We start from the raw sequence: 25,612 nt of genomic DNA, 5'->3' as shown, positions 1-25,612 counted from the left end.
GCATGACCGACACCACCAACTCCCCGGCCACGGCCGGTCGCGGGCCCGTTGCGCTGCCGCTGTCCGTCGCCCGGCTGCTCATCGCCGCCGGTGCCGTGGGCACCATCGCCAGCACCTTCATGAGCTGGACCTGGACCTCCGAGTTCCCCGGCGACCTGACCGTCTACGGCTACCCGGCCGGCCTGCAGATCCTGGCCCTCGTGGGCGGCGCCCTCACCCTGCTGTTCGGGCTCACCCTGTGGGACGTCAAGTGGCTGCGCTGGCTGAACCCGGCTGGCGCCACCTCCCCGGTCTTCCTGACGGCCCTCTCGGCGTTCGCCGTCTGCTGGTTCACCGGCATCGCCATCGCCGTCGACCTCGGCGGCCTGGTCAATCTCGACCCCGGCGCCTACGTGGCGATGGCGGCCTCCGCGCTGCCCGTCGTCGGCGCCCTCGCGCTGCCGCACCCGGCCCCGGGCACCGGCATCCGCGGCTACCTGACCAAGCCTCAGCTGCCCGCCCCCGGCAAGGCGTCACCGCTCACCGAGCGCGTCGTCATCACGGTCGGCGTCGCGCTCGCCCTGGTGGTCTTCACCTACGGCATCGGCATCGACAACGACGCGAGCGAGACCTTCATCGGCTACCTGCTGCTGCTCGTCTTCGCCGCCTGGGGTCTCATGCACACCGGCCTCGTCGACCGCTTCGCGACCACCGCGGCGCACCACAAGGGGTTCGCCTCGGCACTCGCCTTCGTCGCGGCGGTGATCTTCCCCTTCACCCAGAGCGACGACCACAACGCCAACGTCGGCGTGAACATCCTCATCTTCGCCACCGTCGCCCTCGGCCTGAACATCGTCGTCGGCCTCACCGGTCTGCTCGACCTCGGTTACGTCGCGTTCCTCGGTGTCGGCGCCTACGCGGCCGCCCTGGTCTCCGGCTCGGAGTACTCCCGGTTCTCCGGAGTGCACTTCCCGTTCTGGGCCGCCGCCCTCACCGGCATGGCCGCCTCACTGGTCTTCGGTGTGCTGATCGGCGCTCCGACCCTGCGGCTGCGCGGCGACTACCTGGCCATCGTCACCCTCGGCTTCGGTGAGATCTTCCGCATCACCGTCAACAACCTCGACGGCACCTCCGGACCGAACATCACCCGCGGCCCCAACGGCATCACCCAGATCCCTGACCTGAGCATCTTCGGGTTCAACCTGGGCGAGTCGCACACCGTCCTCGGGCAGAACCTGGGCCGGTTCGCCAACTACCTGTTCCTGATGCTCATCGTCACGGCGATCGTCGTGCTCGTCTTCACCCGGGCCGCCGACTCCCGTATCGGCCGCTCCTGGATCGCGATCCGCGAGGACGAGACCGCCGCCACCGCCATGGGCATCAACGGCTTCCGCGTCAAGCTGATCGCCTTCGCCCTCGGCGCCTCCCTCGCGGGCCTCGCCGGCACCGTGATGGCGCACGTCAACTACAGCGTGAACCCGCAGCCGTACCAGTTCGCCGGCGCCGCCCCGCCCAACTCGGCCTTCCTGCTGGCCGCCGTCGTCCTCGGCGGCATGGGCACCGTCAGCGGCCCGCTGCTCGGCGCGAGCGTGCTCTACCTGGTCCCGGAGAAGCTCCAGTTCCTGCAGAACTACGAGCTGTTCGCCTTCGGCGTCGCGCTGATCCTGCTGATGCGGTTCCGGCCGGAGGGCATCATCGCCAACCGCCGCCGCCAGCTGGAGTTCCACGAGACCGGCCAGCTCGACGTACCCGCGCAGGCGACGCTGAGCGACGATCCGGCCGTCACCAAGGCAGGGGCGTGAGCAGCCATGACGACACCTGTACTCGAAGCCCGTGACGTCACGATGCGTTTCGGTGGTCTGACCGCCGTCCGGTCCGTGGACTTCACGGTCAACAGCGGCGAGATCGTGGGCCTGATCGGCCCGAACGGCGCCGGCAAGACCACCTTCTTCAACTGCCTCACCGGCCTGTACGTGCCCACCGAGGGCACGGTCTCCTACCAGGGCAAGGTGCTGCCGCCCAAGCCGCACCTGGTGACGCAGGCGGGCATCGCCCGGACGTTCCAGAACATCCGGCTCTTCGCCAACATGACCGTCCTGGAGAACGTCCTCGTGGGCCGCCACACGCGGACCAAGGAGGGTCTGTGGTCGGCGCTGCTGCGCGGCCCCGGCTTCCGCAAGGCCGAGAAGGACTCCGAGGCGAAGGCCATGGAGCTCCTGGAGTTCATCGGCCTGGCCGCCAAGCGCGACCACCTCGCGCGCAACCTGCCCTACGGTGAGCAGCGCAAGCTGGAGATCGCGCGGGCGCTGGCCAGCGAGCCCGGCCTGCTGCTGCTCGACGAGCCGACGGCCGGCATGAACCCGCAGGAGACCCGGGCCACCGAGGAACTGGTCTTCGCCATCCGGGACAAGGGCATCGCCGTCCTCGTCATCGAGCACGACATGCGCTTCATCTTCAACCTGTGCGACCGGGTCGCCGTCCTCGTACAGGGCGAGAAGCTCGTCGAGGGCACCTCCGACGTCGTCCAGGCGGACGACCGGGTCGTCGCCGCCTATCTGGGCGAGCCCTTCGAGGGCGACCCCGGGACGGCCGAGGCGGCCGAGGTCGAGGCCGCGGAGGCCGCCGCCGAGGACCGGACCACCGACGCGGCCCCGACCACCGAGGCGGAGGCCGCCGAGGCGGAGGCCGCCGACGCGGACAGCACCGAGGCGGACAGCACCACCAAGGGAGAGGCCCAGTGACCGCACTGCTGGAGGTCGAGGACCTCAGGGTCGCCTACGGGAAGATCGAGGCCGTCAAGGGCATCTCGTTCAGCGTCGAGGCCGGTCAGGTCGTGACCCTCATCGGCACCAACGGCGCCGGCAAGACGACGACCCTGCGGACCCTGTCGGGGCTGCTCAAGCCGGCCTCGGGCAAGGTCGTGTTCGACGGGAAGCCGCTCAGCGGGGTGCCGGCGCACAAGATCGTCGCGCTCGGGCTCGCCCACTCCCCCGAGGGCCGGCACATCTTCCCCCGCCTGACCATCGCGGAGAACCTCCAGCTCGGTGCGTTCCTCCGGAAGGACAAGGCGGGCATCGAGAAGGACATCCAGCGGGCCTACGACCTCTTCCCGATCCTGGGCGAGCGGCGCAAGCAGGCCGCGGGCACCCTCTCGGGCGGCGAGCAGCAGATGCTGGCGATGGGGCGGGCGCTGATGTCCCAGCCGAAGCTGCTGATGCTGGACGAGCCGTCGATGGGACTCTCGCCGATCATGATGCAGAAGATCATGGCGACGATCCTGGAGCTGAAGTCGCAGGGGACGACGATTCTGCTGGTCGAGCAGAACGCGCAGGCGGCGTTGTCGCTGGCCGACCAGGGGCATGTGATGGAGGTCGGGAACATCGTCCTGTCGGGCAGCGGACAGGATCTGCTCCATGACGAGTCCGTCAGGAAGGCCTACCTGGGCGAGGACTAGGCAGTCGGTCGGCTGCGGGTGTGTGGGGGCTGGTCGCGCAGTTCCCCGCGCCCCTCACATGACGTAGGCCCGCGCCCGTTTCTCCGGGGCGCGGGCCTACGTGCGCATTGCGTCAGCCCTTGCCGGACTTCTTCTCCTCGCTGTCCGCGATGACCGCCTCGGCGACCTGCTGCATCGACATGCGGCGGTCCATCGACGTCTTCTGGATCCAGCGGAACGCGGCGGGCTCGGTCAGGCCGTACTCGGTCTGGAGGACGGACTTCGCGCGGTCGACGAGCTTGCGGGTCTCCAGGCGCTGGGTGAGGTCGGCGACCTCCTGCTCCAGCTGGCGCAGCTCGTTGAAGCGGGAGACGGCCATCTCGATCGCCGGGACGACGTCGCTCTTGCTGAACGGCTTGACCAGGTACGCCATGGCGCCGGCGTCGCGGGCACGCTCGACGAGGTCGCGCTGCGAGAAGGCGGTGAGCATCAGGACCGGGGCGATGGACTCCTCGGCGATCTTCTCGGCCGCCGAGATGCCGTCCAGCTTGGGCATCTTGACGTCGAGGATGACGAGGTCGGGGCGGTGTTCGCGGGCCAGCTCGACGGCCTGTTCGCCGTCTCCGGCCTCGCCGACGACCGTGTACCCCTCCTCCTCCAGCATCTCTTTCAGGTCGAGCCGGATCAGGGCCTCGTCCTCGGCGATGACGACACGGGTCGTCATCGGAGGCACGTGCGACTTGTCGTCGGGTGCGTCGACTGGCTGGGGCGACTCGGCGGCGGTCACGGGGGCTCCTCGTTCAGGGCAGGGGTACTGCAGACAAGAGCCTACCTAGCTACGGTATGGTGGACGCGCGGAGGGTCGGGGTTCACCTTTGATTCTTCGAGCCCCGGTAGCCCAATTGGCAGCAGGCAACGGATTCAAAACCCGTACAGTGTCGGTTCGAGTCCGACCCGGGGCACTTTTACTTCGATTCCAAGGTCGCGTAATGGCGTTGCCGAAGGGCCCCTCCGGTCGGCCGGAGGGGCCCTTCGCACGTCACTTGGGGCTGTCGTCCTCGCCGATGTGGTGCACCCGGACCATGTTGGTGGAGCCGGAGACGCCGGGCGGGGAACCCGCCGTGATGACCACGACGTCGCCCTTCTGGCAGCGCCCGTACTTCAGCAGCAGCTCGTCGACCTGGTCGACCATCTTGTCCGTCGAGTCGACGTGCGGGCCGAGGAAGGTCTCGACGCCCCAGGTGAGGTTGAGCTGGGAGCGGGTGGCCGGTTCCGGGGTGAAGGCGAGCAGCGGGATCGGCGAGCGGTAGCGGGAGAGCCGGCGGACGGTGTCTCCCGACTGGGTGAACGCGACAAGGAACTTCGCGCCCAGGAAGTCGCCCATCTCGGCGGCGGCCCGGGCGACCGCGCCGCCCTGGGTGCGCGGCTTGTTGCTCTCGGTCAGCGGCGGCAGGCCCTTGGCGAGGATGTCCTCCTCGGCCGCCTCGACGATCTTCGCCATGGTGCGGACGGTCTCGATCGGGTACTTGCCGACGCTGGTCTCGCCGGAGAGCATCACCGCGTCGGTGCCGTCGATCACCGCGTTGGCGACGTCGGAGGCCTCGGCCCGGGTCGGGCGCGAGTTCTCGATCATCGAGTCGAGCATCTGGGTGGCGACGATGACCGGCTTGGCGTTGCGCTTGGCCAGCTTGACGGCGCGCTTCTGGACGATCGGCACCTGCTCCAGCGGCATCTCCACGCCCAGGTCGCCGCGGGCGACCATGATGCCGTCGAAGGCGGCCACGATGGAGTCGATGTTCTCGACGGCCTGCGGCTTCTCGACCTTGGCGATCACGGGAAGGCGGCGGCCCTCCTCGTCCATGATGCGGTGGACGTCCTCGATGTCCCGGCCGCTGCGGACGAAGGACAGGGCGATCACGTCGAAGCCGGTGCGCAGCGCCCACCGCAGGTCGGCCTCGTCCTTCTCGGACAGGGCGGGGACGGAGACGGCGACGCCGGGGAGGTTGAGGCCCTTGTGGTCGGAGACCATGCCGCCCTCGACCACCGTGGTGTGCACGCGGGGGCCGTCGACGCGGGTGACCTCCAGGCAGACCTTGCCGTCGTCGACGAGGACGCGCTCGCCGGGGGTGACGTCACCCGCCAGACCCGTGTACGTCGTCCCGCACTGGTGCCGGTCGCCCTCGGCGCCCTCCTCCACCGTGATGACGAAGGTGTCACCGCGTTCGAGGAGTACCGGGCCTTCGGTGAAGCGGCCGAGCCGGATCTTCGGGCCTTGAAGGTCGGCGAGCATCCCGACGCTGCGACCGGTCTCGTCGGAGGCCTTGCGGACACGCTGGTAGCGCTCCTCGTGCTCGGCGTAGCCGCCGTGGCTGAGGTTGAATCGGGCGACGTCCATGCCGGCCTCGACCAGGGCCTTGATCTGGTCGTACGAGTCGGTGGCGGGCCCCAGAGTACAAACGATCTTTGCTCGGCGCATGCTTCGAGCCTAGGCCTTACCGACCGGTAGAGAATTGGCCGTACATGACGACCCAACAACCTTTGCGTGAAGGCCTATTGACAAGTGTTGAATGTGCGGGGTCCCGCTCCTATGAGCATCTCGCACTTGTTGAATACGGCGCGCTCAGGTCACCGGATCGAAACCCCCCGGCCCGTTACCGACGGTCATGCGCAGGACAAAAGCTTCGCGTCGGCGGACGGGAAGCTGACCCGCGACGGCACGCCGGTGTTCTGAGGGAGCTGGGAGGGCGCCGGTCCGGTACCGGCGCCCTCCCGGCTCAGTCGACCAACGGGGTGAGCTGCCTCGGCTGCTGCTGCGCCGGGACCCGCTCCTCCGGCCGCTCCAGGCCGAAGCTGGTGAAGGCCGTGCGCGCGGGCAGCGCGTAGGGGTCCTTGCCGGTCAGGGTGTTGAGGATGGTGGCGCTGCGCCAGGCGGCCAGGCCCAGGTCCGGGGCGCCGACGCCGTGGGTGTGGAACTCGGCGTTCTGGACGTACGCGGATCCGGTCACCGACGGGTCGAGGACGAGCCGGAACCGCTCGTCCACGCGCGGGCGTTCACCGTTGTCCCGGCGCAGGTAGGGGTCGAGTCCGGCGAGCAGGCGGCCGAGGGGGCGTTCGCGGTAGCCGGTGGCCAGGACGACGGCGTCGGTGGTGAGCCGGGAGCGGCTGCCCTGCTGGACGTGTTCGAGGTGGAGCTCGACCTTGGTGGTGGCGACGCGTCCGGCGGTGCGGACCTGGACGCCGGGGGTCAGCACGGCCTCCGGCCAGCCGCCGTGCAGTGTACGGCGGTACAGCTCGTCGTGGATGGCGGCGATGGTGTCGGCGTCGATGCCCTTGTGCAGCTGCCACTGGGCGGAGGCGACCCGGTCCCGGACGGATTCCGTGAGGGCGTGGAAGTAGCGGGTGTAGTCGGGGGTGAAGTGCTCCAGGCCGAGCTTGGAGTACTCCATCGGCGCGAACGCCTCGCTGCGGCCGATCCAGTGCAGCTTCTCGCGGCCGGCGGGCCGGTTGCGCAGCAGGTCGAGGAAGACCTCGGCGCCGGACTGCCCGGAGCCGACGACGGTGACGTGCTCGGCGGCGAGGAAGGCCTCACGGTGGTCGAGGTAGTCGGCGGCGTGGATGACCGGGACACCCGGGGACTCCACGAGGGGCCGGAGCGGATCGGGCACGTACGGGACGGTCCCGACCCCGAGCACCACGTTCCTCGTGTACGTGCGGCCGAGCGACTCGGCCTCGCCCTCGGCGTCGAGCCGGGTGAAGTCGACCTCGAACAGGTCGCGTTCGGAGTTCCAGCGGACGGAGTCGACCTGGTGGGAGAAGCACAGTCCGGGCAGGCTCTCGGCGACCCAGCGGCAGTAGGCGTCGTACTCGGCGCGCCGGATGTGGAAGCGCTCGGCGAAGTAGAAGGGGAAGAGCCGGTCGCGGGCCTTGAGGTAGTTGAGGAACGACCAGGGGTTCGCGGGGTCGGCGAGGGTCACCAGGTCGGCGAGGAAGGGGACCTGGATGGTGGCGCCGTCGATCAGCAGCCCGGCGTGCCAGTCGAAGCCCGGACGCTGCTCGTAGAAGACGGCGTCGAGTTCGGCGAGCGGCTGGGCGAGCGCGGCGAGGGATAGGTTGAACGGCCCGATGCCGACGCCGACCAGGTCGCGGGGTGCTTCGGGCTCGTGGCGTGGGGGGTTGGGCGTCGAACTCATCGGGGCGTGGTTCCTTCCACGAGTTTCAGGAGGAGGGCCAGTTCGTCCGGCCGGGTGTGGGGGTTGAGAAGGGTGGCCTTGAGCCAGAGCCGGTCGTCGAGCCGGGCCCGGCCGAGTACGGCCCGGCCGTCGTGCAGCAGCCTGCGCCGTACGCCGGCGACGTCGTCGTCGGTGGCTCCGGTGGGGCGGAACAGCACCGTGCTGATGTTCGGCCGGTCGTACAGCTCGAAGGCGGGGTGCTCGCGGACCAGGGCGGCGAACTCCCGTGCGCGGGCGCACACCTGGTCGACCAGCGCACCGAGTCCGGTGCGGCCCAGGGTCTTGAGGGTGACCGCGATCTTGAGGACGTCGGGGCGCCGGGTGGTGCGCAGGGAGCGGCCGAGCAGGTCGGGGTAGCCGGCCTCGGTGTCGTCGTCGGCGTTGAGGTAGTCGGCGTGGTGGTGGAGGACGCCGAGCTCGCCCGGCCGGGCGACGGCGAGCAGGCCGGCGGCGGCCGGCTGCCAGCCGAGTTTGTGCAGGTCGAGGGTGACGCTGTGGGCGCGCTCCAGGCCGGCGAGCTTGTCCCGGTGCCGGTCGCTGAAGGCGAGGCCGCCCCCGTAGGCGGCGTCGACGTGCAGCCGGGCGCCGTGGGCGGCGCAGAGTCCGGCGATCTCCGGGAGGGGGTCGATGAGCCCGGCGTCGGTGGTGCCCGCGGTGGCGGCGACCAGCAGCGGCCGGGGCAGGTGGGTGAGGGCGTCGTGCAGGGCGGCCGGGTCCAGGGTGCCGTTCGGGGCGGGGACCACGACGGGGTCGGGCAGGCCGAGCAGCCAGGCGGCCCGCGGCAGCGAGTGGTGGGCGTTGGCCCCGTGGACCAGCCGCAGGCCGCTCCCGAGGGCCTCGCGGGCCAGCAGCAGCGCGAGCTGGTTGGACTCGGTGCCGCCGGTGGTGACCACCGCGTCGGAGAGGCCGATGGTGTGCGCGAGGGTGCGGGTGACGAGGGCTTCCAGGGCGGCGGCGGCCGGGGCCTGGTCCCAGGAGTCCAGGGACGGGTTGAGGGCGCTCGCGGCGAGGTCGGCGGCGGTGGCGACGGCCAGCGGCGGGCAGTGCAGATGCGCCGCGCACAGCGGGTCGGCGGGGTCGGCGGCGCCTTCGGCGACGGCGGTCACCAGGGTGCGCAGGGCGTCGGGGTCGCCGTCGTCCGGGAGGACGTCCCCCACGGCGTCCGCGACCCGTTCGGCCACGGCCCCGGGTCCGCCCTCGGGCAGCGGGCCGCCGCGCGCCCGGCCGCCCGCGCGCAGCGCGTCGAGCACGGTGTCCAGCAGAGGCCGCAGGGCGTCGGGGCCCTGGGGTCCGGATGCGAGAGGCGGCGTGCTCATGGGATCTCCTCGGGGCGCGGCCGAAAGGGGTTGTCCAAAGGGGTTGTCCACGGGGGGAGTTCCAGCTTGTACGGGATTGGGTCTGCGCGTCCCCAAAGCTCAACGATCGAGACCCGAAAGTGGGTACTGCCGTGCGGGGAAAACATGTCGGGGCGGTCCGGGGGCGGTGCGCCCCGGGGCGCGTCGGAGCAAGCGGTGAAAGGGCGTTGAGACCGCGGCTGACCGGGGTTAACGTCGGTCGCGTGGTTGACGCGTGGATGATCGACGTGCCCGGTGAACGGGTGCTGGTGCGGGAGCCGCGGCCCGCGGACGAGGCACCGCTGCTGGACCTCTTCGAGGCCTGCGAGGACTGGTTCGTGGCGGCGACCGGGCTGCCGTCGGGGCCGGGTGACGTGCAGAGCCTGTTCTACGGGCTGCCCGAGGGCGCCGACCCCGCCGCCAAGGTGCTGCTGGTGCTGGAGCGGGACGGGGTCGTCTCGGGCCTGGTGGACGCGGTACGGGACCATCCGGCGCCCGGCGCGGTGGCGGTGGGGCTGTTCCTGGTGGCGCCCTGGGCGCGGGGCCGGGGGCTGGGCCGGGCGCTGGCCGAGTCGCTGCTCGCGCATGCCGACGGGGTGTCCCTGGTGACGGCGTCGGTGCCGCCGGGCTGGCGCTCCGGGGAGTGCTTCCTGGAGCGCCTGGGTTTCACGCTGGGCGCGGAGACGTCCCGGACGGCCGGGGTGGGCAACCGGCGCGCAGGACCGCGGGAGGGCGCGGTGCGCCGGGCGGAGCTGCGGCTGCCCGCGGGCTGACGGGGCTGGTCGGGAGGGCAGGACGTCACGGGCGGAAGTCGGCCGCGTGGTCGGCGGCCCACTGCCCGAAGGTCCGTGCCGGGCTGCCGGTGACCTCCTCGACCGTGCCGGTGATCTCCGGTGGCACGCCCACGGTGGCCCCGAAGGTCTTCAGCAGGCCCTCGAGCATCGCCGGCGGGGTCCCCGGGAACAGCGCAGCGGCCTCCTCGGGCGGCACCTCGACGAAGGTCAGCTCGAGGCCGACGGCCCGCCCGATCGCGGCGATCTGGTCGGTGTTGGTGGTGGCGGCGGGACCGGTGAGGCGGTGGACGGTGCCCTCGTGGCCGTCGTCGAGGAGGGCGCGTTCGGCGACCGCGGCGATGTCGTCCTCGTGGATGGGCGCGGTGAGCATGCCGGCGAAGACGCCGCGCACGGTGTTCCCGGCGCGGATCTGGGGCGCCCACTGCAGGGCGTTGGTGGCGAACGCGTTGGGGCGCAGGAACGTCCAGGGGAGCCCGCTGTCGCGGATCAGGCGTTCGGCGGTGGCGTGCATGACGTGGAGGGGGTGGGTCTCGTCGGCGCCCTCCTTGATGATCCCGGAGGAGAGCAGGACGACCTGGCGCACCCCGGCCGCGCGGGCCGCGTCCAGGAGTTCGGGCAGCCGCCCGCCGGCCCCCTGGACGTACAGGAAGAGCTTGGTCGCCCCCGCGAGCAGCGCGGCCGGGTCGTCCGGCCGGAACCGCACCACCTCGGCCTTGTCGGGCAGGCCGGCCGTCTCCGGGGCGCGGGTGAGCGCCCGTACGGGCTGTCCGCCCGCGACGAGGCGTGCGACGAGGGCGCGGCCGACGTTGCCGGTGGCACCGGTGACTACGATCACGGGTTTCTCCCTGGGGCTCTGGTGCTTCTCCGGCACCGAGCCTAGGAGCGGCGGCCGGTCCCCGCATCGTGATCGCGGACCGGCCACGTCCGGGTCGTCGTACGGTCGCCGCCCTACGCCTCGCGGACCCGCAACGCCCTTTCCAGGTCGTCCAGTTCGTCGACCAGGCGGCGGCGCAGGGCCGTCACCGGTTCGCCCTCGGCCAGGCAGGCCCGGCCGAGGGCGAGGTTCTCGGCGTCGACGGCGTGCGCGGGGAAGGCCTGCCGGCCGGTGACGGTGGCGATGCGGGGACCGCGCCGGGCGGCGACGGCGACCGCGTCCCGGTAGTAGCGCGGCACGTACGCGCGGACCAGGTCGGCCTGCTCGGGGTGCCAGAAACCCTCGGCGGTGGCCGTGAACAGGTAGTTGGACAGCTCGTCGCCGGTGAACATCGCCTCCCAGGCGGTGCGCTTGGCCTCGGGGTCGGGCAGCGCGGCCCGGCAGCGCGCGGCGCCCTCCTGGCCGCTGGCGCTGGGGTCGCGGGCCAGTTCGGCGGCGATCCGGGCCTCGTCGACGGCGCCGAGGACGGCGAGCCGGGTCATGATGCGCCAGCGCAGCTCGGGGTCGAGCTCGGGCCCGCCGGGCACGGTGCCCTCGGCGAGCCAGGCGGCGATGGTGTCGGGGTGGGCGGCGGCGGCGATGAAGTGCCGTACGGCGACCAGGCGCAGCCCGGGGTTGTCGCCGTCCTCGGTGCGCCGGATGAAGTCGCGGCACAGGGCGGCGACGGTGGCGAGGGCGCCCGGGCGGTCCTCGGGCCTGAGGTACCGGTCGACGACGTGGCCCGCGGTGAAGGCCAGCACACCCTGGACGAGGGCGAGGTCGGTCTCGTGCGGGAGATGGGCGCGGGCGGTCTCCAGGTAGGCGGCGGGCGACAGCTCGCCGTCGCGGACCGCGTCCCGCAGGGCGTTCCAGACCACCGCGCGGGTCAGCGGGTCGGGCAGGCCCGACAGATGGGCGCGGGCGGTGGCGGCGGACTCGGCGTCGAAGCGGACCTTGGCGTAGGTGAGGTCGCCGTCGTTGAGCACGAGCAGGGCGGGGCGCTTGCCGAGGACCTGGGGCGCGCTCTGCGGGATGTCGAGGTCGATGCGTTCGCGCAGGGTGAGCCGGCCCTCGTCGGTGAGGTCCTGGTCGTAGACGCCGACGCAGATGCGGTGCGGGCGGCTTCCGGTGCGCTCGACGGTGAGGGTGCGGGTGCCGTCGGCCGCGGCGGCCAGGACCGGGGTGAGGGTGTCGACGCCGGTGGTGCGCAGCCAGGTGTCGGCCCAGGCGTGCACGTCGCGTTCGGTGGCGGCGGCGAGGGAGTCGACGAAGTCGGCGAGGGTGGCGTTGCCGAACCGGTGCCGCCGGAAGTGGATGTTGATGCCGGCCAGGAAGTCCTTCTCGCCCATCCAGGCGACCAGCTGGCGCAGCGCGGAGGCGCCCTTGGCGTAGGAGATGCCGTCGAAGTTGAGCAGGGCGGCGGCCGTGTCGTCGACGGCCTCCGGGGCCACCGGGTGGGTGGAGGGGCGCTGGTCGGCGTCGTAGCCCCAGGCCTTGCGGGCCACGCCGAAGTCGACCCAGGTGTCGGTGTAGCGGGTGGCCTCGGTGAGGGTCTGGTAGCCCATGTACTCGGCGAAGGACTCGTTCAGCCAGATGTCGTCCCACCACCTGAGGGTGACGAGGTCGCCGAACCACATGTGGGCCATCTCGTGGGCGATGACCATCGCGCGGGTCTGCCGCTCGGTGTCGGTGACGGCGGAGCGGTAGACGAACTCGTCGCGGAAGGTGACCAGGCCGGGGTTCTCCATGGCGCCGGCGTTGAACTCGGGGACGAACGCCTGGTCGTAGGAGTCGAAGGGGTAGGGCTCCTCGAACTTCTCGTGGTAACGGTCGTAGCACGCGCGCGTGATGTCGAGGATCTCCTCGGCGTCGGCGTCCAGGTGCGGGGCCAGGGAGCGACGGCAGTGGATGCCGAAGGGCAGTCCGCGGTGCTCGGTGCGCACCGAGTGCCAGGGACCGGCGGCCACGGCGACCAGGTAGGTGGAGATCAGCGGGGTGGCGGCGGCCTGCCAGCGGCCCTCGCCGAGGTGTTCGGTGACGCCGTTGGCGAGCACCGTCCAGCCCTCGGGGGCGGTCACGGACAGCTCGAAGACGGCCTTCAGGTCGGGCTGGTCGAAGGCGGCGAAGACGCGCTGCACGTCGTCCATGAACAGCTGGGTGTAGACGTACGTCGCGTCGTCCGCGGGGTCCGTGAAGCGGTGCATGCCCTCGCCGGTGTGCGAGTAGCGCATGGTGGCCTCGACGCGCAGTTCGTGCTCCCCCGCGGCGAGGTCCTTCAGCGGCAGCCGGTCCTGGTCGAGCGTCCCGGGGTCGAGGGGCTGTCCGTCGAGGGTGACGGCGCGCAGGGCGGCGGGCTTCATCTCGACGAAGGTGTCGCCGTCGGACCGGGCCGTGAACCGGATCACGGTGCGGGAGTCGAAGGTCTCGTCCCCGGTGGTCAGATCGAGGTCGATCGTGTAGCGGTGGACGTCGAGGAGCTCGGCGCGGCTCTGCGCTTCGTCGCGAGTCAGTACGGACATGCGGGCCATGCTGCCTGATGACACCGACAACGCACAGGGGCAGGAGCGGTACGCGGCATATGTCCGGCCCAGGGGGGCGGGGTGGCACGAGACGGCGCTGGTGGGCGCGCCCCGGCGCGTTGAGCGCCTGTTCGAGCGCCTCGTCACCGCACGGGGGTCGCCCTGCGGTGCTCGTCACCGCACGGGGTCGCCCTGCGGTGCCGGACGCTCGTCGAGGCGTGCGCCGGGTGCCCCGGGTCAGGGCCCGTCGGTCTCCCGGCCGTTCACCGTGTCCTCGGCGATGGACTCGTGGTGCCTGATCACCTCGGCGATGATGAAGTTCAGGAACTTCTCGGCGAAGGCGGGGTCGAGCTTGGCGTTCTCGGCGAGGGCGCGCAGCCGGGCGATCTGCCGGGCCTCGCGGGCCGGGTCGGCCGGGGGCAGCCGATGGACCGCCTTGAGGTGGCCGACCTGCTGGGTGGCCTTGAAGCGCTCGGCGAGCATGTGGACGACGGCCGCGTCGATGTTGTCGATGCTGTCGCGCAGCCGGCCGAGTTCCTCGCGGACGGCGGGGTCGACGTCACCGGTACCGGTGTTGCTGGTGGTCATGGGCGTCAACCCTAAAGGGGGCCGCGAGGTGATCCCTAGGGGCCGTCGGCTGGTTCGGCCACCGGCGGACCCGGTTCGCCGTCCTCCTGGAGGCCACCGTGCCAGTCGTCGGGCACGGCCCGGCCCTGCTGGGCGCGGAAGCGCACCGGGGCGGTGCCGACCCGGCGGGTGAACAGGCGGGAGAAGTAGGCCGGGTCGTCGTAGCCGACGCGGCGGGCGACGGCCGCGACGGAGAGCTCGGTGGTGGCGAGGAGTTCCTGGGCGCGGCCCAGGCGGATGCCGATCAGGTAGTCCTTGGGGCTGCACCCGGCGACCCGGCGGACGGCGGTGCGCAGCTCGGCCGGGGTCATGCCGTGCCGGGCCGCGTGGTCGGCGACGGTCATCCCGGTGCAGGCGTCCCGGGCGAGCGCGTGCAGCATCGGGTCGCCGTCGGGGGCGAGGTCGGCACGCGCGCGTCGCAGGGCGACCAGGAGTTCGTGCACGGCGGCGCCGGTCTCGACCTCCAGGAGGGGGTTGCCGCGGCGGGCGGCACGGGCGATCCGGGCGATCACGTCCCGGGGTCCGGTGGCGTCCGCGAGCGGGACCACGGGCCGCTCGGGCTCGATGTAGCCGAGTTCCGTGTAGGTCGCGGTGTCAGGTCCGGCGAAGGTCACGAACGCCTCGTCCCAGCCGCTGTCCGGATCGGGGCCGTAGTGGTGCGGGACGCCGGGTGTGAGCCACACCAGCGCGGGCGCGGTGACGGCGGTGCGGCGCCCGTCGGGCATCCGGTACCAGCCCCGGCCCGAGCTGATCACCACTGCGACGTGGCCGTCCAGCACGCGCGGGCCGACGGCGGGCACGGCGCCGTACTGGAGGCCGACACCGAGACAGACCAGGCCGAGGCGGTGGTGGACGGCGCCGGGCGTGAAGAACCGCATCCAGGTGCGGAAGACCGGCGCTCCCTGCGGCACTGCGCGCCCCTTCCGTGCGTCTCTTCTGCGCGTCTCTTCCAGACGTCTCTTCCGTGCGATTCTTCCGCGCGTTTCTTCCGTCCAAGTGCTGCTGATCTTTGTCCATGGTCCCGGCGCGCGCCGGCAGGCCAAGGTGAGCGTATGAGCGACTTCACGGTGGGCGAAACGGATTTCCTGCTGGACGGCCGGCCGGTACGGCTGCTGTCCGGCGCGCTGCACTACTTCCGGGTGCACGAGGACCAGTGGGGCCACCGGCTGGCGCTGCTGCGCGCCATGGGACTGAACTGCGTGGAGACGTACGTCCCCTGGAACCTGCACGAGCCGCGCCCCGGCGACTTCCGCGACGTCGAGGCCCTCGGCCGCTTCCTGGACGCGGCGCGGGCGGCGGGCCTGTGGGCGATCGTGCGGCCGGGTCCCTACATCTGCGCGGAGTGGGAGAACGGCGGACTGCCGCACTGGGTGACGGGCGAGCTGGGCGCACGCGCGCGCACGCGTGACGAGCGGTTCCTCCGGTACACGGACCGCTGGTTCCGCCGCCTGCTGCCCGAGGTCGTGTCCCGGCAGCTGGACCGGGGCGGCCCGGTGATCATGGTGCAGGTCGAGAACGAGTACGGCAGCTACGGCTCCGACACCGCCTACCTGGCCCACCTCACCGACCTGCTGCGGGCCGAGGGCGTCTCGGTGCCGCTGGTCACCTCGGACGGCCCCGAGGACCACATGCTCACCGGCGGCTCGGTCCCCGGGCTGCTCGCGACGGTGAACTTCGGCTCGCACGCGCGCGAGGCCTTCGCGACCCTGCGCCGCCACCAGCCGCAGGGCCCGCTGATGTGCATGGAGTTCTGGTGCGGCTGGTTCGACCACTGGGGCGGCGAGCACGTCGTACGGGACGCCGAGGACGCGGCGGCGGCGCTGCGGGAGATCCTGGAGTGCGGTGCGTCGGTCAACGTCTACATGGCGCACGGCGGCACCAACTTCGCCGGCTGGGCGGGCGCCAACCGGCCCGGCGGCGAGCTGCACGAGGGCCCGCTGGAGGCGGACGTGACGTCGTACGACTACGACGCTCCGATCGACGAGTACGGCCGCCCCACGGAGAAGTTCTGGCGCTTCCGCGAGGTCCTCGCCGCCTACCACGACGGCCCGCTGCCCGAACCGCCGCCGGCCCCGGCCCCGCTGGCCTCCCCGGCGGACGCGGAGGTGACCGGCTGGGCCCCCCTCACCGCCGTTCTGGAGACCCTCGGCACCCCCGAACGCGTCCACCCGGTCCCGCCCACCTTCGAGGAGCTGGGCATCGCCCGGGGCCTGGTCCGCTACGAGGTGGACGTGCCGGGCCCGCGGCAGCCGTACCCGCTCACCGCGCGGGGCCTGCGCGACCTCGCGGTCGTGTACGTCGACGGCGAACGGGCCGGGATCCTCACCGAGGAGGAACCCCAGCTCAAGAAGCCGGTCGCCGGCCCCGCGCGCGTGGAGCTCTGGGTGGAGTCCCTGGGCCGCGTCAACTACGGCCCCCGGTCGGGCGAACCGAAGGGCATCACCGGGGGCCTCCTGCACGAGCGCCAGTTCCTGCACGGGGTACGCGCGCGCGGACTCGACCTGGACGCGTTCGAGGCGGGCGTGGGCGAGGTGCCCTCCGGCCCGCTCCCGCAGGAGGGCGTGCCGGGTCTGTACCGGGGCACGGTGACGGTGCACGGGGCCGGTGACGCCCGCCTGGAGCTGCCCGGCTGGACCCGGGGCTTCGTCTGGATCAACGGCTTCAACCTGGGCCGCTACTGGTCGACGGGCCCGCAGCACTCCCTGTACGTCCCCGGCCCGGTCCTGAAGGAGGGCGAGAACGAGATCTGGGTCCTGGAGCTCCAGGGGACCGACCGGGGAGCGGCACGCATCGCGCCCCTTTAGGGGCGCGGGGATCCCCCCCGAATCTCCCCGTCCCCCGCATACTGGGAAGGAAGCTCCAGCGGCGTCCGTGGGGGTAGGCGACGTGGCGAACGGCGGCCCGGTAGAACACGGCTTCCCGCACCTGGACACCGTGCGGGCCGCCATCACGGCGTTGTACCGACGGCTGTCGTACGACACCGTCCAGACCTTCGACACCAGCGTCCTGCCCGCCGACGTCGCGTTCTGCGACACCGACGACCTCCACCTCGGCGCGCAGCGCGTCGCCCGCGAGATGGTCCGGCACTTCCGCCTGCCCGACGCCCGCATGATCGTCGGCTTCAAGGACATCACCCACGCGGCGAACGTCGAACTCACCGCGGGCCCCGAGTACTTCGTCGAGCTGAACGACCGTTTCCGCACCCACCGCAGGGACATCGGCGCGGCCCTCGCCCACGAGGTGATGCACGTCTACCTGCACCGCCTGGACCTGTCCTTCCCGAGCGTCCGGGAGAACGAGATCCTCACCGACACGGCGACCACCTACCTGGGGGCCGGCTGGCTGCTCCTGGACGCCTACCGGGAGCACGGCGAGGCGTCCCAGAAGCTCGGTTACCTCACCCCGGAGGAGTTCGGCTACGTGCTGGCCAAGCGGGCTCTCGTCTTCCACGAGGACCCGTCGGTGTGGTTCACCAGCCCGCAGGCCTACACGGCGTACCAGAAGGGCATGGCGAAGGCCCGCCAGGACGGGGAGCAGCCGCCGCTCAGCGCGGCCGGGTGGGCGGGCCGCCGCCGCTACGCCCGGGACCGCCGCCACGCCCCCGCCGCGCCGCCTTCGCAGCCCGGCGCCTCCTATGCCTTCACCCCCGACAGCGGCGGCCGGCTGCGGGTCTCGTTCCCGTGCCCGACCTGCCACCAGCGGATCCGGGTGCCGGTCCGGGGCCGGGTACGGGCCCGGTGCTCGCTGTGCCGGACGGTGCTGGAGTGCGACACGTAGGCCCCCCGGGGCGGGTCCGCGAGCGCCCTGTAAAGGGCGCGGGGCACTGCGCGACCAGCCACGACGGCCGCGGTCGGCGGTCAGCAGTCAGTCAGCAGTCGGCAGTCGGCAGTCGGCAGTCGGCGCATCACGACAGTTCCGGCGGGCCGCTCAGGCCCACCCCCGGTCTCACGCCCCGTACACCGCCCCCGGCGGCTCGGCCTCGGCCAGCAGTTTCAGCGTCGTCTCCCCCGCCTCCGCCGGGGTCCACCGGGCCCCCTTGTCGGCGGTCGGTCCGGGCCGCCACCCCTCCATGACGGTGATCCTGCCGCCCTCCGCCTCGAACACCCGCCCGGTGACGCCGGCGCTCGCGGCGGAGCCCAGCCAGACCACGAGCGGGGCGACGTTCCCGGGAGCCATGGCGTCGAAGCCGGCGTCGGGGGAGGCCATGGCCGCGGCGAAGGCACGCTCGGTCATCCGGGTGCGGGCGGCCGGGGCCACGGCGTTGACCTGGACGCCGTAGCGGGCCAGTTCGGCCGCCGCGACCAGGGTGAGACCGACGATGCCGGCCTTGGCGGCGCTGTAGTTTCCCTGCCCGACCGAGCCCAGCAGGCCCGCTCCGCTGCTGGTGTTGACGATGCGGGCCACCGGGGTGCGGCCCGCCTTGGCCTCGGCCCGCCAGTGCGCGGCCGCGTGCCGCAGCGGCAGGAAGTGGCCCTTGAGGTGCACCCGCATGACCGCGTCCCAGTCGTCCTCGCCGAGGTTGACGAGCATGCGGTCGCGCAGGAAGCCGGCGTTGTTGACGAGGGTGTCGAGGCGGCCGAACGCGTCCAGGGCCGCCGCCACCAGCGACTTCGCGCCGGCATCCGTCGCGATGTCCCCACCGTGCGCCACCGCCTCGCCGCCCTCCGCCCGGATCTCGTCCACGACGGCCACAGCCGGGCTGTCGTGCCCCGGCCCGCCGTCGAGGCCGACGCCGAGGTCGTTGACCACGACCCGGGCGCCCTCGGCGGCGAACGCGAGCGCGTGGGCCCGGCCGAGCCCGCGCCCGGCGCCGGTCACGACGACGACCCGGCCCGCGCAGATTCCGCTCATCTCAGTCCTCCTGGTCGGACGGCTTGTTGGCAGTTGCGGCGTCGAGGAACGCGGGCCGCTCGCCGCCCCCGTGCACGAGCAGGCTCGCCCCGCTGATGTAGGCGGCCGCGCCGGAGGCGAGGAAGACCGCGGCGGCGGCGACGTCGGAGGGGGCGGCGAGGCGGCCGAGCGGGACGGTGCGGGAGACGGCGTCCACGCCGTCCGGGCCGCCGTAGTGGAGGCCGGCCAGTTCGGTGCGGACCATGCCGACCACCAGGGTGTTGACCCGGACCTCCGGCGCCCATTCCACCGCCATGGACCGGGCGAGGTTCTCCAGCCCCGCCTTCGCCGCGCCGTAGGCGGCGGAGCCCGGCGAGGGCCGGCCGCCGCTGACGCTGCCGATCATCACCACCGCTCCGCGGGCCCGCCGCAGGTGCTCGTACGCGGCGAGGGAGGCGGTCAGCGGGGTGAGGAGGTTCAGCTCGATCACCCGGGCGTGCCGCTCGGCGTCCGCGTCGGCGAGCCGCCGGTAGGGGGTGCCGCCCGCGTTGTTGACGAGCACGTCGACGCGGGGCAGGGCGTCGAAGAAGGCGCGCACGGCGGGCGGGTCGCGCAGGTCGAGAGGGATGAACTCGACGCCGTCCAGGGGCTGTTCGGGCGGCCGTCGGGCGCAGGCCAGGACGTGGGCGCCGGTCTCGGCGAAGGCCCGGGCGATGCCGGCACCGACCCCCCTGGTACCGCCGGTGACGACGACCGTCCTGCCGCTCGGCGAGTTGTCCACAGGCCCTCCCGCTCGTCCGCACCGGCTGCTAGCTTCGAAGCCTCACACCTAACAAATGTTTGGTGGAAAGGCAGCTGAGTGCGAAGGTAGCTGATGCGTCCATGGGTGTCTTCACCTCGTCTCCGGAAAAGGGCATCGCGCTCGTCACGGTCGACCACCCCCCGGTGAACGCTCTGCCGGTGCGGGGCTGGTTCGCGCTGGCGGACGCGGTGCGCGCGGCGGGCCGCGATCCGGCGACCCGTTGTGTCGTGCTGACGGCGCGGGGCCGGGGCTTCAACGCGGGTGTGGACATCAAGGAGATACAGGCGGACGGGGACGAGGCACTGCTCGGCGCCAACCGGGGCTGTGCGGATGCCTTCGCGGCGGTGTACGAGTGCGAGACCCCGGTGGTGGCGGCAGTGCACGGCTTCTGCCTGGGCGGCGGGATAGGTCTGGTGGGCAACGCGGACGCGATCGTGGCGAGCGAGGACGCCGTCTTCGGGCTGCCGGAGCTGGACCGGGGCGCCCTGGGCGCGGCCACCCACCTGGCCCGTCTGGTCCCGCCGCATCTGATGCGGACGCTGTACTACACCTCGCGCACGGCGACCGCGGCCGAGCTGCACGCGCACGGCTCGGTGTGGCGCGTCGTGCCGCCCGAGGACCTGGACTCCGCGGCACTGGAGCTGGCGCGGGAGATAGCCGCCAGGGACGGCCGGCTGCTGCGCCTGGCCAAGGCCGCCATCAACGGCATCGACCCCGTCGACGTGCGGCGCAGCTACCGCTTCGAACAGGGCTTCACCTTCGAGGCCGCCCTCAGCGGAGTGGCCGACCGGGTGCGCGACACCTTCGGGAAGGAGGGTGCGGGCAGTGACTGACAAGACGATGACCGCCGACGAGGCCGTCGCCCGGCTGACCAGCGGCATGACCCTCGGCATCGGTGGCTGGGGTTCCCGGCGCAAGCCGATGTCGCTGGTCAGAGCGGTACTCCGGAGCGGCATCGAGGATCTGACGCTGGTCTCCTACGGCGGCCCGGACGTCGGGATGCTGGTCGCGGCCGGCCGCGTGCGCAAGCTGGTGACGGCCTTCGTCACCCTCGACTCCGTCCCGCTCGAACCGCACTACCGCGCGGCTCGCGAGCGGGGGGCGGTCGAGCTCATGGAGGTCGACGAGGGCATGTTCATGTGGGGCCTGCACGCGGCCGCGAACCGGCTGCCCTTCCTGCCGGTGCGCGCCGGGATCGGCTCGGACGTCCTGCGGGTCAACCCCGGCTTACGGACCGTCACCTCGCCGTACGACGACGGGGAGACGTTCGTGGCGATGCCCGCGCTGCGCCTGGACGCGGCCCTGGTCCACGTCAACCGTGCCGACCGGCTGGGCAACGGGCAGTACCTGGGCCCGGACCCGTACTTCGACGACCTGTTCTGCGAGGCCGCGGACGCGGCCTACGTCTCCTGCGAACGGATCGTGGACACGGCCGAGCTGACGAAGGAAACGGCCCCTCAGTCGCTGCTCGTCAAGCGGCTGAACGTGACGGGGGTGGTGGAGGCGCCGGGCGGCGGGCACTTCACGTCCTGCGCGCCCGACTACGGCCGGGACGAGGCGTTCCAGCGGCTGTACGCGACGACGTCCTGGGCGGAGTTCTCCGGGCGCTTCCTGGCCGGGGACGAGCAGGCGTACCGGTCGGCGGTGCGGAACTGGCAGGAGGGACAGGGATGACAGAGGTGGCAGGGGTGACGGACGCACCGCCCACGGAGGTGCTGCGCTCCGAGTACTGCGTCATCGCCTGCGCCGAGGCCTGGCGCGGCTGCGGCGAGATCCTGGCGAGCCCGATGGGCCTGATCCCCTCCCTGGGCGCCCGCCTGGCCCGGCTGACCTTCGCGCCGGACCTGCTGCTGACCGACGGCGAGGCCCTGCTGGTCCGCCCGGACGGGACACCCGAGGGCTGGCTGCCCTACCGGCAGCATCTCGCCCTGGTCTCCGGCGGCCGCCGGCACGTGATGATGGGCGCGAGCCAGCTCGACCGGTACGGCAACCAGAACATCTCCTGCATCGGCGACTGGTCACGGCCCCGCCGCCAGCTGCTGGGGGTGCGCGGAGCACCGCTCAACACCCTCAACAACCCGACGAGTTACTGGGTCCCGAAGCACTCCCGGCGGGTGTTCGTGGCGAAGGTCGACATGGTGTGCGGGGTGGGGTACGACCGGGTCGCCGCGCATCCGGGCACGGAGCGCTTCCACTGCATCCCGCGAGTCGTCACCGACCTGGGCGTCCTCGACTTCGAGACACCGGACCACTCGATGCGGCTGGCCGCGCTGCATCCGGGGGTGAGTGTCGAACAGGTCCGGGAGGCGACCGACTTCGAGCTGGCCGTCCCGGACGAGGTGCCGTACACCCGGGAACCGGACGCGGAGGAGCTGCGGCTGATCCGCGAGGTGCTGGATCCGGCAGGCGCGCGGACGAAGGAGGTCGCCGGCTGATGGAGACGGCACTGACCCGGCTGGCCGGGGTCCGGCATCCGATCGTGCAGACGGGGATGGGCTGGGTGGCGGGCCCCCGCCTGGTCTCGGCGACGGCCGCTGCCGGGGCCCTCGGCATCCTGGGCTCCGCCACGATGACCCTCGACCAGCTGCGGGCGGCGATAGCCGAGGTGCGGTGCCGTACGGACGCACCGTTCGGGGTGAACCTGCGGGCGGACGCGGCCGACGCCGGCGACCGGGTTCGGCTGATCATCGACGGGGGTGTGCGGGTGGCGTCCTTCGCGCTCGCCCCCTCCCCCGGGCTGATCGCCGAGCTGAAGGAGGCGGGCGTGGTGGTGATCCCGTCCGTGGGGGCACGCCGGCACGCCGAGAAGGTGGCGGCGTGGGGCGCGGACGCGGTGATCGTGCAGGGCGGCGAGGGCGGCGGGCACACCGGCGAGGTGGCGACGAGCGTGCTGCTGCCGCAGGTGGTGGACGCGGTGCGGATACCGGTGGTGGCCGCCGGGGGGTTCTTCGACGGCCGGGGGCTGGTGGCGGCGCTGGCGTACGGCGCGGCGGGGGTCGCGATGGGCACCCGCTTCCTGCTCACCTCGGACTCGACGGTGCCGGACGCGGTGAAGGCGCGGTACCTGGCGGCGACGGTCGGGGACGTCACGGTGACCAGGGCGGTGGACGGGTTGCCGCACCGGATGCTGCGGACCGACCTGGTGGCCGCGCTGGAGCGCTCCGGCCGGGCCCGGAGTCTGCTGCACGCGATACGGCGGGCGGCGGGGTTCCGGGAGCTGTCCGGGCTCACCTGGCGGCAGTTGCTGCGGGACGGCCTGGCCCTGCGGCACGGCAAGGAGCTGTCCTGGAGTCAGGTGCTCCTGGCCGCGAACACGCCGATGCTGCTCAGGTCGGCGATGGTGGACGGCCGCACGGATCTGGGCGTGATGGCCTCCGGGCAGGTCGCCGGGGTGATAGACGACCTGCCGTCGTGCGTGGAGCTGGTGGCACGGATCATGAAGGAGGCGGAGGAGACCCGGGACCGGCTCATGGCCCTCGAGTGAGGATCTACAGCCGCTCGATGATCGTCACGTTCGCCTGTCCCCCGCCCTCGCACATGGTTTGGAGGCCGTACCGGCCGCCGGTGCGCTCCAGTTCGTGCAGGAGGGTGGTCATCAGCTTGACGCCGGTGGCGCCGAGGGGGTGGCCGAGGGCTATCGCGCCGCCGTTGACGTTGACCTTGGCGGGGTCGGCGCCGGTCTCCTTGAGCCAGGCGAGGACGACCGGGGCGAAGGCCTCGTTGATCTCGACGAGGTCGATCGCGTCGATGGTGAGCCCGGTCTTCTTCAGGGCGTGGGCGGTGGCCGGGATCGGCGCGGAGAGCATCCGGATGGGGTCCTCGCCGCGGACGGAGAGGTGGTGGACGCGGGCCCGGGGGCGTAACCCGTGTTCGCGGACGGCGCGTTCGGAGGCGAGCAGCAGGGCGGCGGCGCCGTCGGAGACCTGGGAGGAGCAGGCGGCGGTGATGGTGCCGCCGTCGACGACCGGCTTCAGGGCGGCCATCTTCTCCAGGGAGGTGTCGCGGCGCGGGCCCTCGTCCACGGCGACCGGACCGTAGGGCACGATCTCCCGCTCGAAGCGGCCCTCGTCGATGGCGCGCAGGGCCCTGCGGTGGGAGTTCAGGGCGAACTCCTCCTGGTCCCGGCGGCTGACGCCCCACTTGGCGGCGATCATCTCGGCGCCGGCGAACTGGTTGACGGGCTGCCTGCCGTACCGGGCCCGCCAGCCCTCGCTGCCCAGGAAGGGGCCCTCGGTCAGCCCCAGCGGCTCGGCGGCCTGGCGGGAGGCGAAGGCGATGGGGATCTGGGACATGTTCTGGACGCCGCCGGCGACCACCAGGTCCTGGGTGCCGGAGAGGACGGCCTGTGCGGCGAAGTGCACGGCCTGCTGCGAGGAGCCGCACTGGCGGTCGACGGTGACGCCCGGCACCTCCTCGGGCAGCCCGGCCGCCAGCCAGCTGGTCCGGGCGATGTCACCGGCCTGCGGCCCCACCGCGTCGAGGCAGCCGAAGACGACGTCCTCGACGGCGGCCGGGTCCACGCCCGAGCGCTCCACCAGGGCGGTCAGCACACGGGCGCCCAGATCGGCCGGGTGGACCCCGCTCAGTCCGCCCTTGCGCCGCCCGACCGGCGTGCGCACCGCTTCGACGATGTAGGCCTCGGCCATCTCGGCAACTCCCTCTGCAGAAAGGGGCTTTCAACGAATGGGTGGGCTACTCACGGACGGCGATCCCGTCCAGCACCATCGACAGGTACTGCCGGGCGATCTCCTCCGGGCTGTGCTGTCCGCCCGGCCTGTACCAGGAGGCGGCGACCCACACGGTGTCGCGCACGAACCGGTAGGTGAGGCGGACGTCGAGGTCGGCGCGGAAGACGCGCGCGTCGACCCCGCGCTCCAGCGTCGACAGCCACGCCTTCTCGAACCTGCGCTGCGACGCGGCGAGGAAGCCGAACCGCTCCTGCGCGACCAGTTGCTTGCTCTCCTTCTGGTAGATGGCGACGGCGGCTCGGTGCCGGTCGATCTCCCGGAAGGACTCGGTGACCAGGGCTTCGAGGGTCTCGCGGGGACCGAGCCCGGCGCCCAGGACGGTGCCGTAGCCGTCCCAGAGCTCGTCGAGGAAGGTCCGCAGGATCTCCTCCAGCATCGACTCCTTGGAGTCGAAGTGGTAGTAGAGGCTGCCGGCGAGCATGCCGGCGTGGTCCGCGATCTTGCGCACGGTGGTGGCGTTGTAGCCCTGCTCGGCGAAGACCTCGGCGGCGGTCTCGAGGAGTTCGCGGCGCCGGGCGGGGGCGGCGGTCACCTGGGGCTTCTTCTTGGTCGGCACGGGTACATTCTCGTCCTACGGGTGCTGGCTGCTGACGGAGACGACCTCTCCGGTGAGGTAGGAGGAGTAGCCCGACGCCAGGAAGACGATCGCGTTGGCCACCTCCCAGGGTTCGGCGTACCGCCCGAAGGCCTCGCGGGCGGTGAGCCCCTCCAGCAGTTCGGCGGAGGTCACCTTCACCAGGTGCGGATGCATGGCGAGGCTCGGCGCCACCGCGTTGACCCGCACCCCGTACCCGGCGGCCTCGATCGCCGCGCACCGGGTCAGCGCCATCACCCCGGCCTTGGCGGCGGCGTAGTGGGCCTGTCCCGCCTGGGCGCGCCAGCCGACGACGGAGGAGTTGTTGACGATCACCCCGCCCCGCCCGCTCTCGCGGAAGTGCCGCAGGGCGGCGCGCGAGCACCGGAAGGTGCCGTTGAGGGTGACGTCGAGGACCCGCGTCCACTGGTCGTCCGTCATGTCGACGAGGGCGGAAGTGCCGCCGAGACCGGCGTTGTTGACCACGATGTCCAGTCGCCCGTGCTCCCGTACGGCGGTGTCGAAGAGCTGCTGGACCTGGGCCTCGTCGGTCACGTCGCACGGGACCGCGGTCACGGCGCCCGGATGCTCGCCGGACAGCTCGGCCGCGTGCTCCTTGAGGCGCCGCGCGTGCGCGTCGCTGATCAGCACGCGGGCGCCCTCCTCAAGGAAGCGGCGCGCGGTCGCCCCGCCGATCCCCGCCCCGGCCGCGGCGGTGACGACGGCGGTGCGCCCCTTGAGCAGCCCGTGCCCGGGCACGTACTCCGGACTCTCGACGCCTGTCATGCGCCCACGCTAACCTACCAAACACTTGTTAGGGAAGGACGGTG

24 protein-coding genes and 1 tRNA gene are annotated in these 25,612 nt (G+C 72.4%); 12 read left to right on the top strand and 13 right to left on the bottom strand.

From position 1 onward, the window contains the following. Window positions 1-2: 2 nt before the first annotated feature. From ACZ63F_RS11630 to ACZ63F_RS11620, 3 genes are read left to right on the top strand one after another with little or no spacing between them, the layout of a single operon-like run. Entirely contained in the window at window positions 3-1,781 is a 1,779-nt protein-coding gene (locus tag ACZ63F_RS11630; RefSeq protein ID WP_469710534.1) for a branched-chain amino acid ABC transporter permease, read from the top strand. Between the two features lie 6 nt (window positions 1,782-1,787). Beyond that, on the top strand, window positions 1,788-2,720 hold the full coding sequence (locus ACZ63F_RS11625) for an ABC transporter ATP-binding protein (RefSeq protein WP_469710236.1): 933 nt from the start codon (window positions 1,788-1,790) through the stop codon (window positions 2,718-2,720). After that, the gene (locus tag ACZ63F_RS11620) at window positions 2,717-3,433 is read left to right on the top strand and encodes an ABC transporter ATP-binding protein (protein ID WP_181804926.1); all 717 of its coding nucleotides are present in this window, start codon (window positions 2,717-2,719) and stop codon (window positions 3,431-3,433) included. Before ACZ63F_RS11625 ends, ACZ63F_RS11620 begins: the two co-directional genes overlap by 4 nt. A 112-nt stretch (window positions 3,434-3,545) precedes the next feature. On the opposite strand, the gene ACZ63F_RS11615 is transcribed toward ACZ63F_RS11620, so the two are convergent. Further along, on the bottom strand, window positions 3,546-4,199 hold the full coding sequence (locus ACZ63F_RS11615) for an ANTAR domain-containing response regulator (protein WP_469710235.1): 654 nt from the start codon (window positions 4,197-4,199) through the stop codon (window positions 3,546-3,548). A gap of 100 nt (window positions 4,200-4,299) precedes the next feature. Between ACZ63F_RS11615 and ACZ63F_RS11610 the strand changes: the two genes are divergently transcribed. Further along, window positions 4,300-4,374 (top strand) — tRNA-Leu (locus ACZ63F_RS11610). A 77-nt stretch (window positions 4,375-4,451) separates the two neighbouring features. Here the strand turns inward: ACZ63F_RS11610 and pyk are convergent. Then, window positions 4,452-5,888, bottom strand: coding sequence for a pyruvate kinase (gene pyk, locus ACZ63F_RS11605; protein WP_469710234.1), 1,437 nt, complete (start codon window positions 5,886-5,888; stop codon window positions 4,452-4,454). A 111-nt stretch (window positions 5,889-5,999) separates the two neighbouring features. Between pyk and ACZ63F_RS11600 the strand changes: the two genes are divergently transcribed. After that, entirely contained in the window at window positions 6,000-6,143 is a 144-nt protein-coding gene (locus tag ACZ63F_RS11600; RefSeq protein WP_469710233.1) for a hypothetical protein, read from the top strand. A gap of 43 nt (window positions 6,144-6,186) precedes the next feature. Here the strand turns inward: ACZ63F_RS11600 and ACZ63F_RS11595 are convergent, their stop codons facing one another. Continuing rightward, window positions 6,187-7,602: a lysine N(6)-hydroxylase/L-ornithine N(5)-oxygenase family protein gene (locus tag ACZ63F_RS11595; protein ID WP_351958333.1), complete on the bottom strand. Its 1,416-nt coding sequence runs from the start codon at window positions 7,600-7,602 to the stop codon at window positions 6,187-6,189. Further along, a complete protein-coding gene (locus tag ACZ63F_RS11590; protein WP_469710232.1) occupies window positions 7,599-8,957 on the bottom strand; it encodes a pyridoxal phosphate-dependent decarboxylase family protein in 1,359 nt (452 codons plus the stop codon). Before ACZ63F_RS11590 ends, ACZ63F_RS11595 begins: the two co-directional genes overlap by 4 nt. A gap of 242 nt (window positions 8,958-9,199) precedes the next feature. On the opposite strand from ACZ63F_RS11590, the gene ACZ63F_RS11585 reads away from it, so the two are divergent. Next, entirely contained in the window at window positions 9,200-9,748 is a 549-nt protein-coding gene (locus tag ACZ63F_RS11585; RefSeq protein WP_469710231.1) for a GNAT family N-acetyltransferase, read from the top strand. A gap of 25 nt (window positions 9,749-9,773) precedes the next feature. On the opposite strand, the gene ACZ63F_RS11580 is transcribed toward ACZ63F_RS11585, so the two are convergent. From ACZ63F_RS11580 to ACZ63F_RS11565, 4 genes are all read right to left on the bottom strand, one after another. Next, window positions 9,774-10,604, bottom strand: a complete 831-nt coding sequence (locus tag ACZ63F_RS11580; protein WP_469710230.1) for an NAD(P)H-binding protein — start codon at window positions 10,602-10,604, stop codon at window positions 9,774-9,776. Between the two features lie 113 nt (window positions 10,605-10,717). Next, the gene (gene pepN / locus ACZ63F_RS11575; protein WP_469710229.1) at window positions 10,718-13,201 is read right to left on the bottom strand and encodes an aminopeptidase N; all 2,484 of its coding nucleotides are present in this window, start codon (window positions 13,199-13,201) and stop codon (window positions 10,718-10,720) included. Between the two features lie 237 nt (window positions 13,202-13,438). After that, window positions 13,439-13,789: a chorismate mutase gene (locus tag ACZ63F_RS11570; RefSeq protein ID WP_469710228.1), complete on the bottom strand. Its 351-nt coding sequence runs from the start codon at window positions 13,787-13,789 to the stop codon at window positions 13,439-13,441. A gap of 35 nt (window positions 13,790-13,824) precedes the next feature. Beyond that, window positions 13,825-14,706: a helix-turn-helix domain-containing protein gene (locus tag ACZ63F_RS11565; protein WP_469710532.1), complete on the bottom strand. Its 882-nt coding sequence runs from the start codon at window positions 14,704-14,706 to the stop codon at window positions 13,825-13,827. 174 nt (window positions 14,707-14,880) lie between these two features. Between ACZ63F_RS11565 and ACZ63F_RS11560 the strand changes: the two genes are divergently transcribed. Continuing rightward, window positions 14,881-16,632, top strand: coding sequence for a glycoside hydrolase family 35 protein (locus ACZ63F_RS11560; RefSeq protein ID WP_469710227.1), 1,752 nt, complete (start codon window positions 14,881-14,883; stop codon window positions 16,630-16,632). Between the two features lie 82 nt (window positions 16,633-16,714). After that, the gene (locus tag ACZ63F_RS11555; protein ID WP_469710530.1) at window positions 16,715-17,605 is read left to right on the top strand and encodes a hypothetical protein; all 891 of its coding nucleotides are present in this window, start codon (window positions 16,715-16,717) and stop codon (window positions 17,603-17,605) included. 168 nt (window positions 17,606-17,773) lie between these two features. Here ACZ63F_RS11555 and ACZ63F_RS11550 read toward each other — a convergent pair whose 3' ends face one another. Further along, window positions 17,774-18,679, bottom strand: a complete 906-nt coding sequence (locus tag ACZ63F_RS11550; RefSeq protein ID WP_469710226.1) for an SDR family oxidoreductase — start codon at window positions 18,677-18,679, stop codon at window positions 17,774-17,776. 1 nt (window position 18,680) lies between these two features. Then, entirely contained in the window at window positions 18,681-19,439 is a 759-nt protein-coding gene (locus ACZ63F_RS11545; protein ID WP_469710225.1) for an SDR family oxidoreductase, read from the bottom strand. A gap of 101 nt (window positions 19,440-19,540) precedes the next feature. Here ACZ63F_RS11545 and ACZ63F_RS11540 point away from each other — a divergent pair, with 101 nt between their 5' ends. Genes ACZ63F_RS11540 through ACZ63F_RS11525 form a run of 4 tightly spaced genes read left to right on the top strand, consistent with a single transcriptional unit; the run spans window position 19,541 to window position 22,944 of the window. Continuing rightward, on the top strand, window positions 19,541-20,293 hold the full coding sequence (locus ACZ63F_RS11540) for an enoyl-CoA hydratase family protein (RefSeq protein ID WP_469710224.1): 753 nt from the start codon (window positions 19,541-19,543) through the stop codon (window positions 20,291-20,293). Next, entirely contained in the window at window positions 20,286-21,134 is an 849-nt protein-coding gene (locus ACZ63F_RS11535) for a CoA transferase subunit A (protein ID WP_469710223.1), read from the top strand. The genes ACZ63F_RS11540 and ACZ63F_RS11535 overlap by 8 nt, the downstream gene beginning before the upstream one ends. Further along, entirely contained in the window at window positions 21,131-21,895 is a 765-nt protein-coding gene (locus ACZ63F_RS11530; RefSeq protein WP_469710222.1) for a CoA-transferase subunit beta, read from the top strand. Before ACZ63F_RS11535 ends, ACZ63F_RS11530 begins: the two co-directional genes overlap by 4 nt. Next, on the top strand, window positions 21,895-22,944 hold the full coding sequence (locus ACZ63F_RS11525) for an NAD(P)H-dependent flavin oxidoreductase (protein WP_469710221.1): 1,050 nt from the start codon (window positions 21,895-21,897) through the stop codon (window positions 22,942-22,944). The genes ACZ63F_RS11530 and ACZ63F_RS11525 overlap by 1 nt, the downstream gene beginning before the upstream one ends. 4 nt (window positions 22,945-22,948) lie before the next feature. Here the strand turns inward: ACZ63F_RS11525 and ACZ63F_RS11520 are convergent, their stop codons facing one another. Genes ACZ63F_RS11520 through ACZ63F_RS11510 form a run of 3 tightly spaced genes read right to left on the bottom strand, consistent with a single transcriptional unit; the run spans window position 22,949 to window position 25,568 of the window. Next, window positions 22,949-24,106: an acetyl-CoA C-acetyltransferase gene (locus ACZ63F_RS11520; protein WP_469710220.1), complete on the bottom strand. Its 1,158-nt coding sequence runs from the start codon at window positions 24,104-24,106 to the stop codon at window positions 22,949-22,951. 46 nt (window positions 24,107-24,152) lie between these two features. After that, the gene (locus ACZ63F_RS11515) at window positions 24,153-24,764 is read right to left on the bottom strand and encodes a TetR/AcrR family transcriptional regulator (protein ID WP_469710219.1); all 612 of its coding nucleotides are present in this window, start codon (window positions 24,762-24,764) and stop codon (window positions 24,153-24,155) included. A 15-nt stretch (window positions 24,765-24,779) separates the two neighbouring features. Continuing rightward, window positions 24,780-25,568, bottom strand: a complete 789-nt coding sequence (locus ACZ63F_RS11510; protein WP_469710218.1) for an SDR family oxidoreductase — start codon at window positions 25,566-25,568, stop codon at window positions 24,780-24,782. Between the last annotated feature and the right edge of the window lie 44 nt (window positions 25,569-25,612).

The organism is Streptomyces sp. NPDC104761 (genome assembly GCF_055583445.1).
The sequence above is the reverse complement of the archived record's forward strand: the minus strand, read 5'-3'. Positions and strand labels throughout refer to the sequence as shown.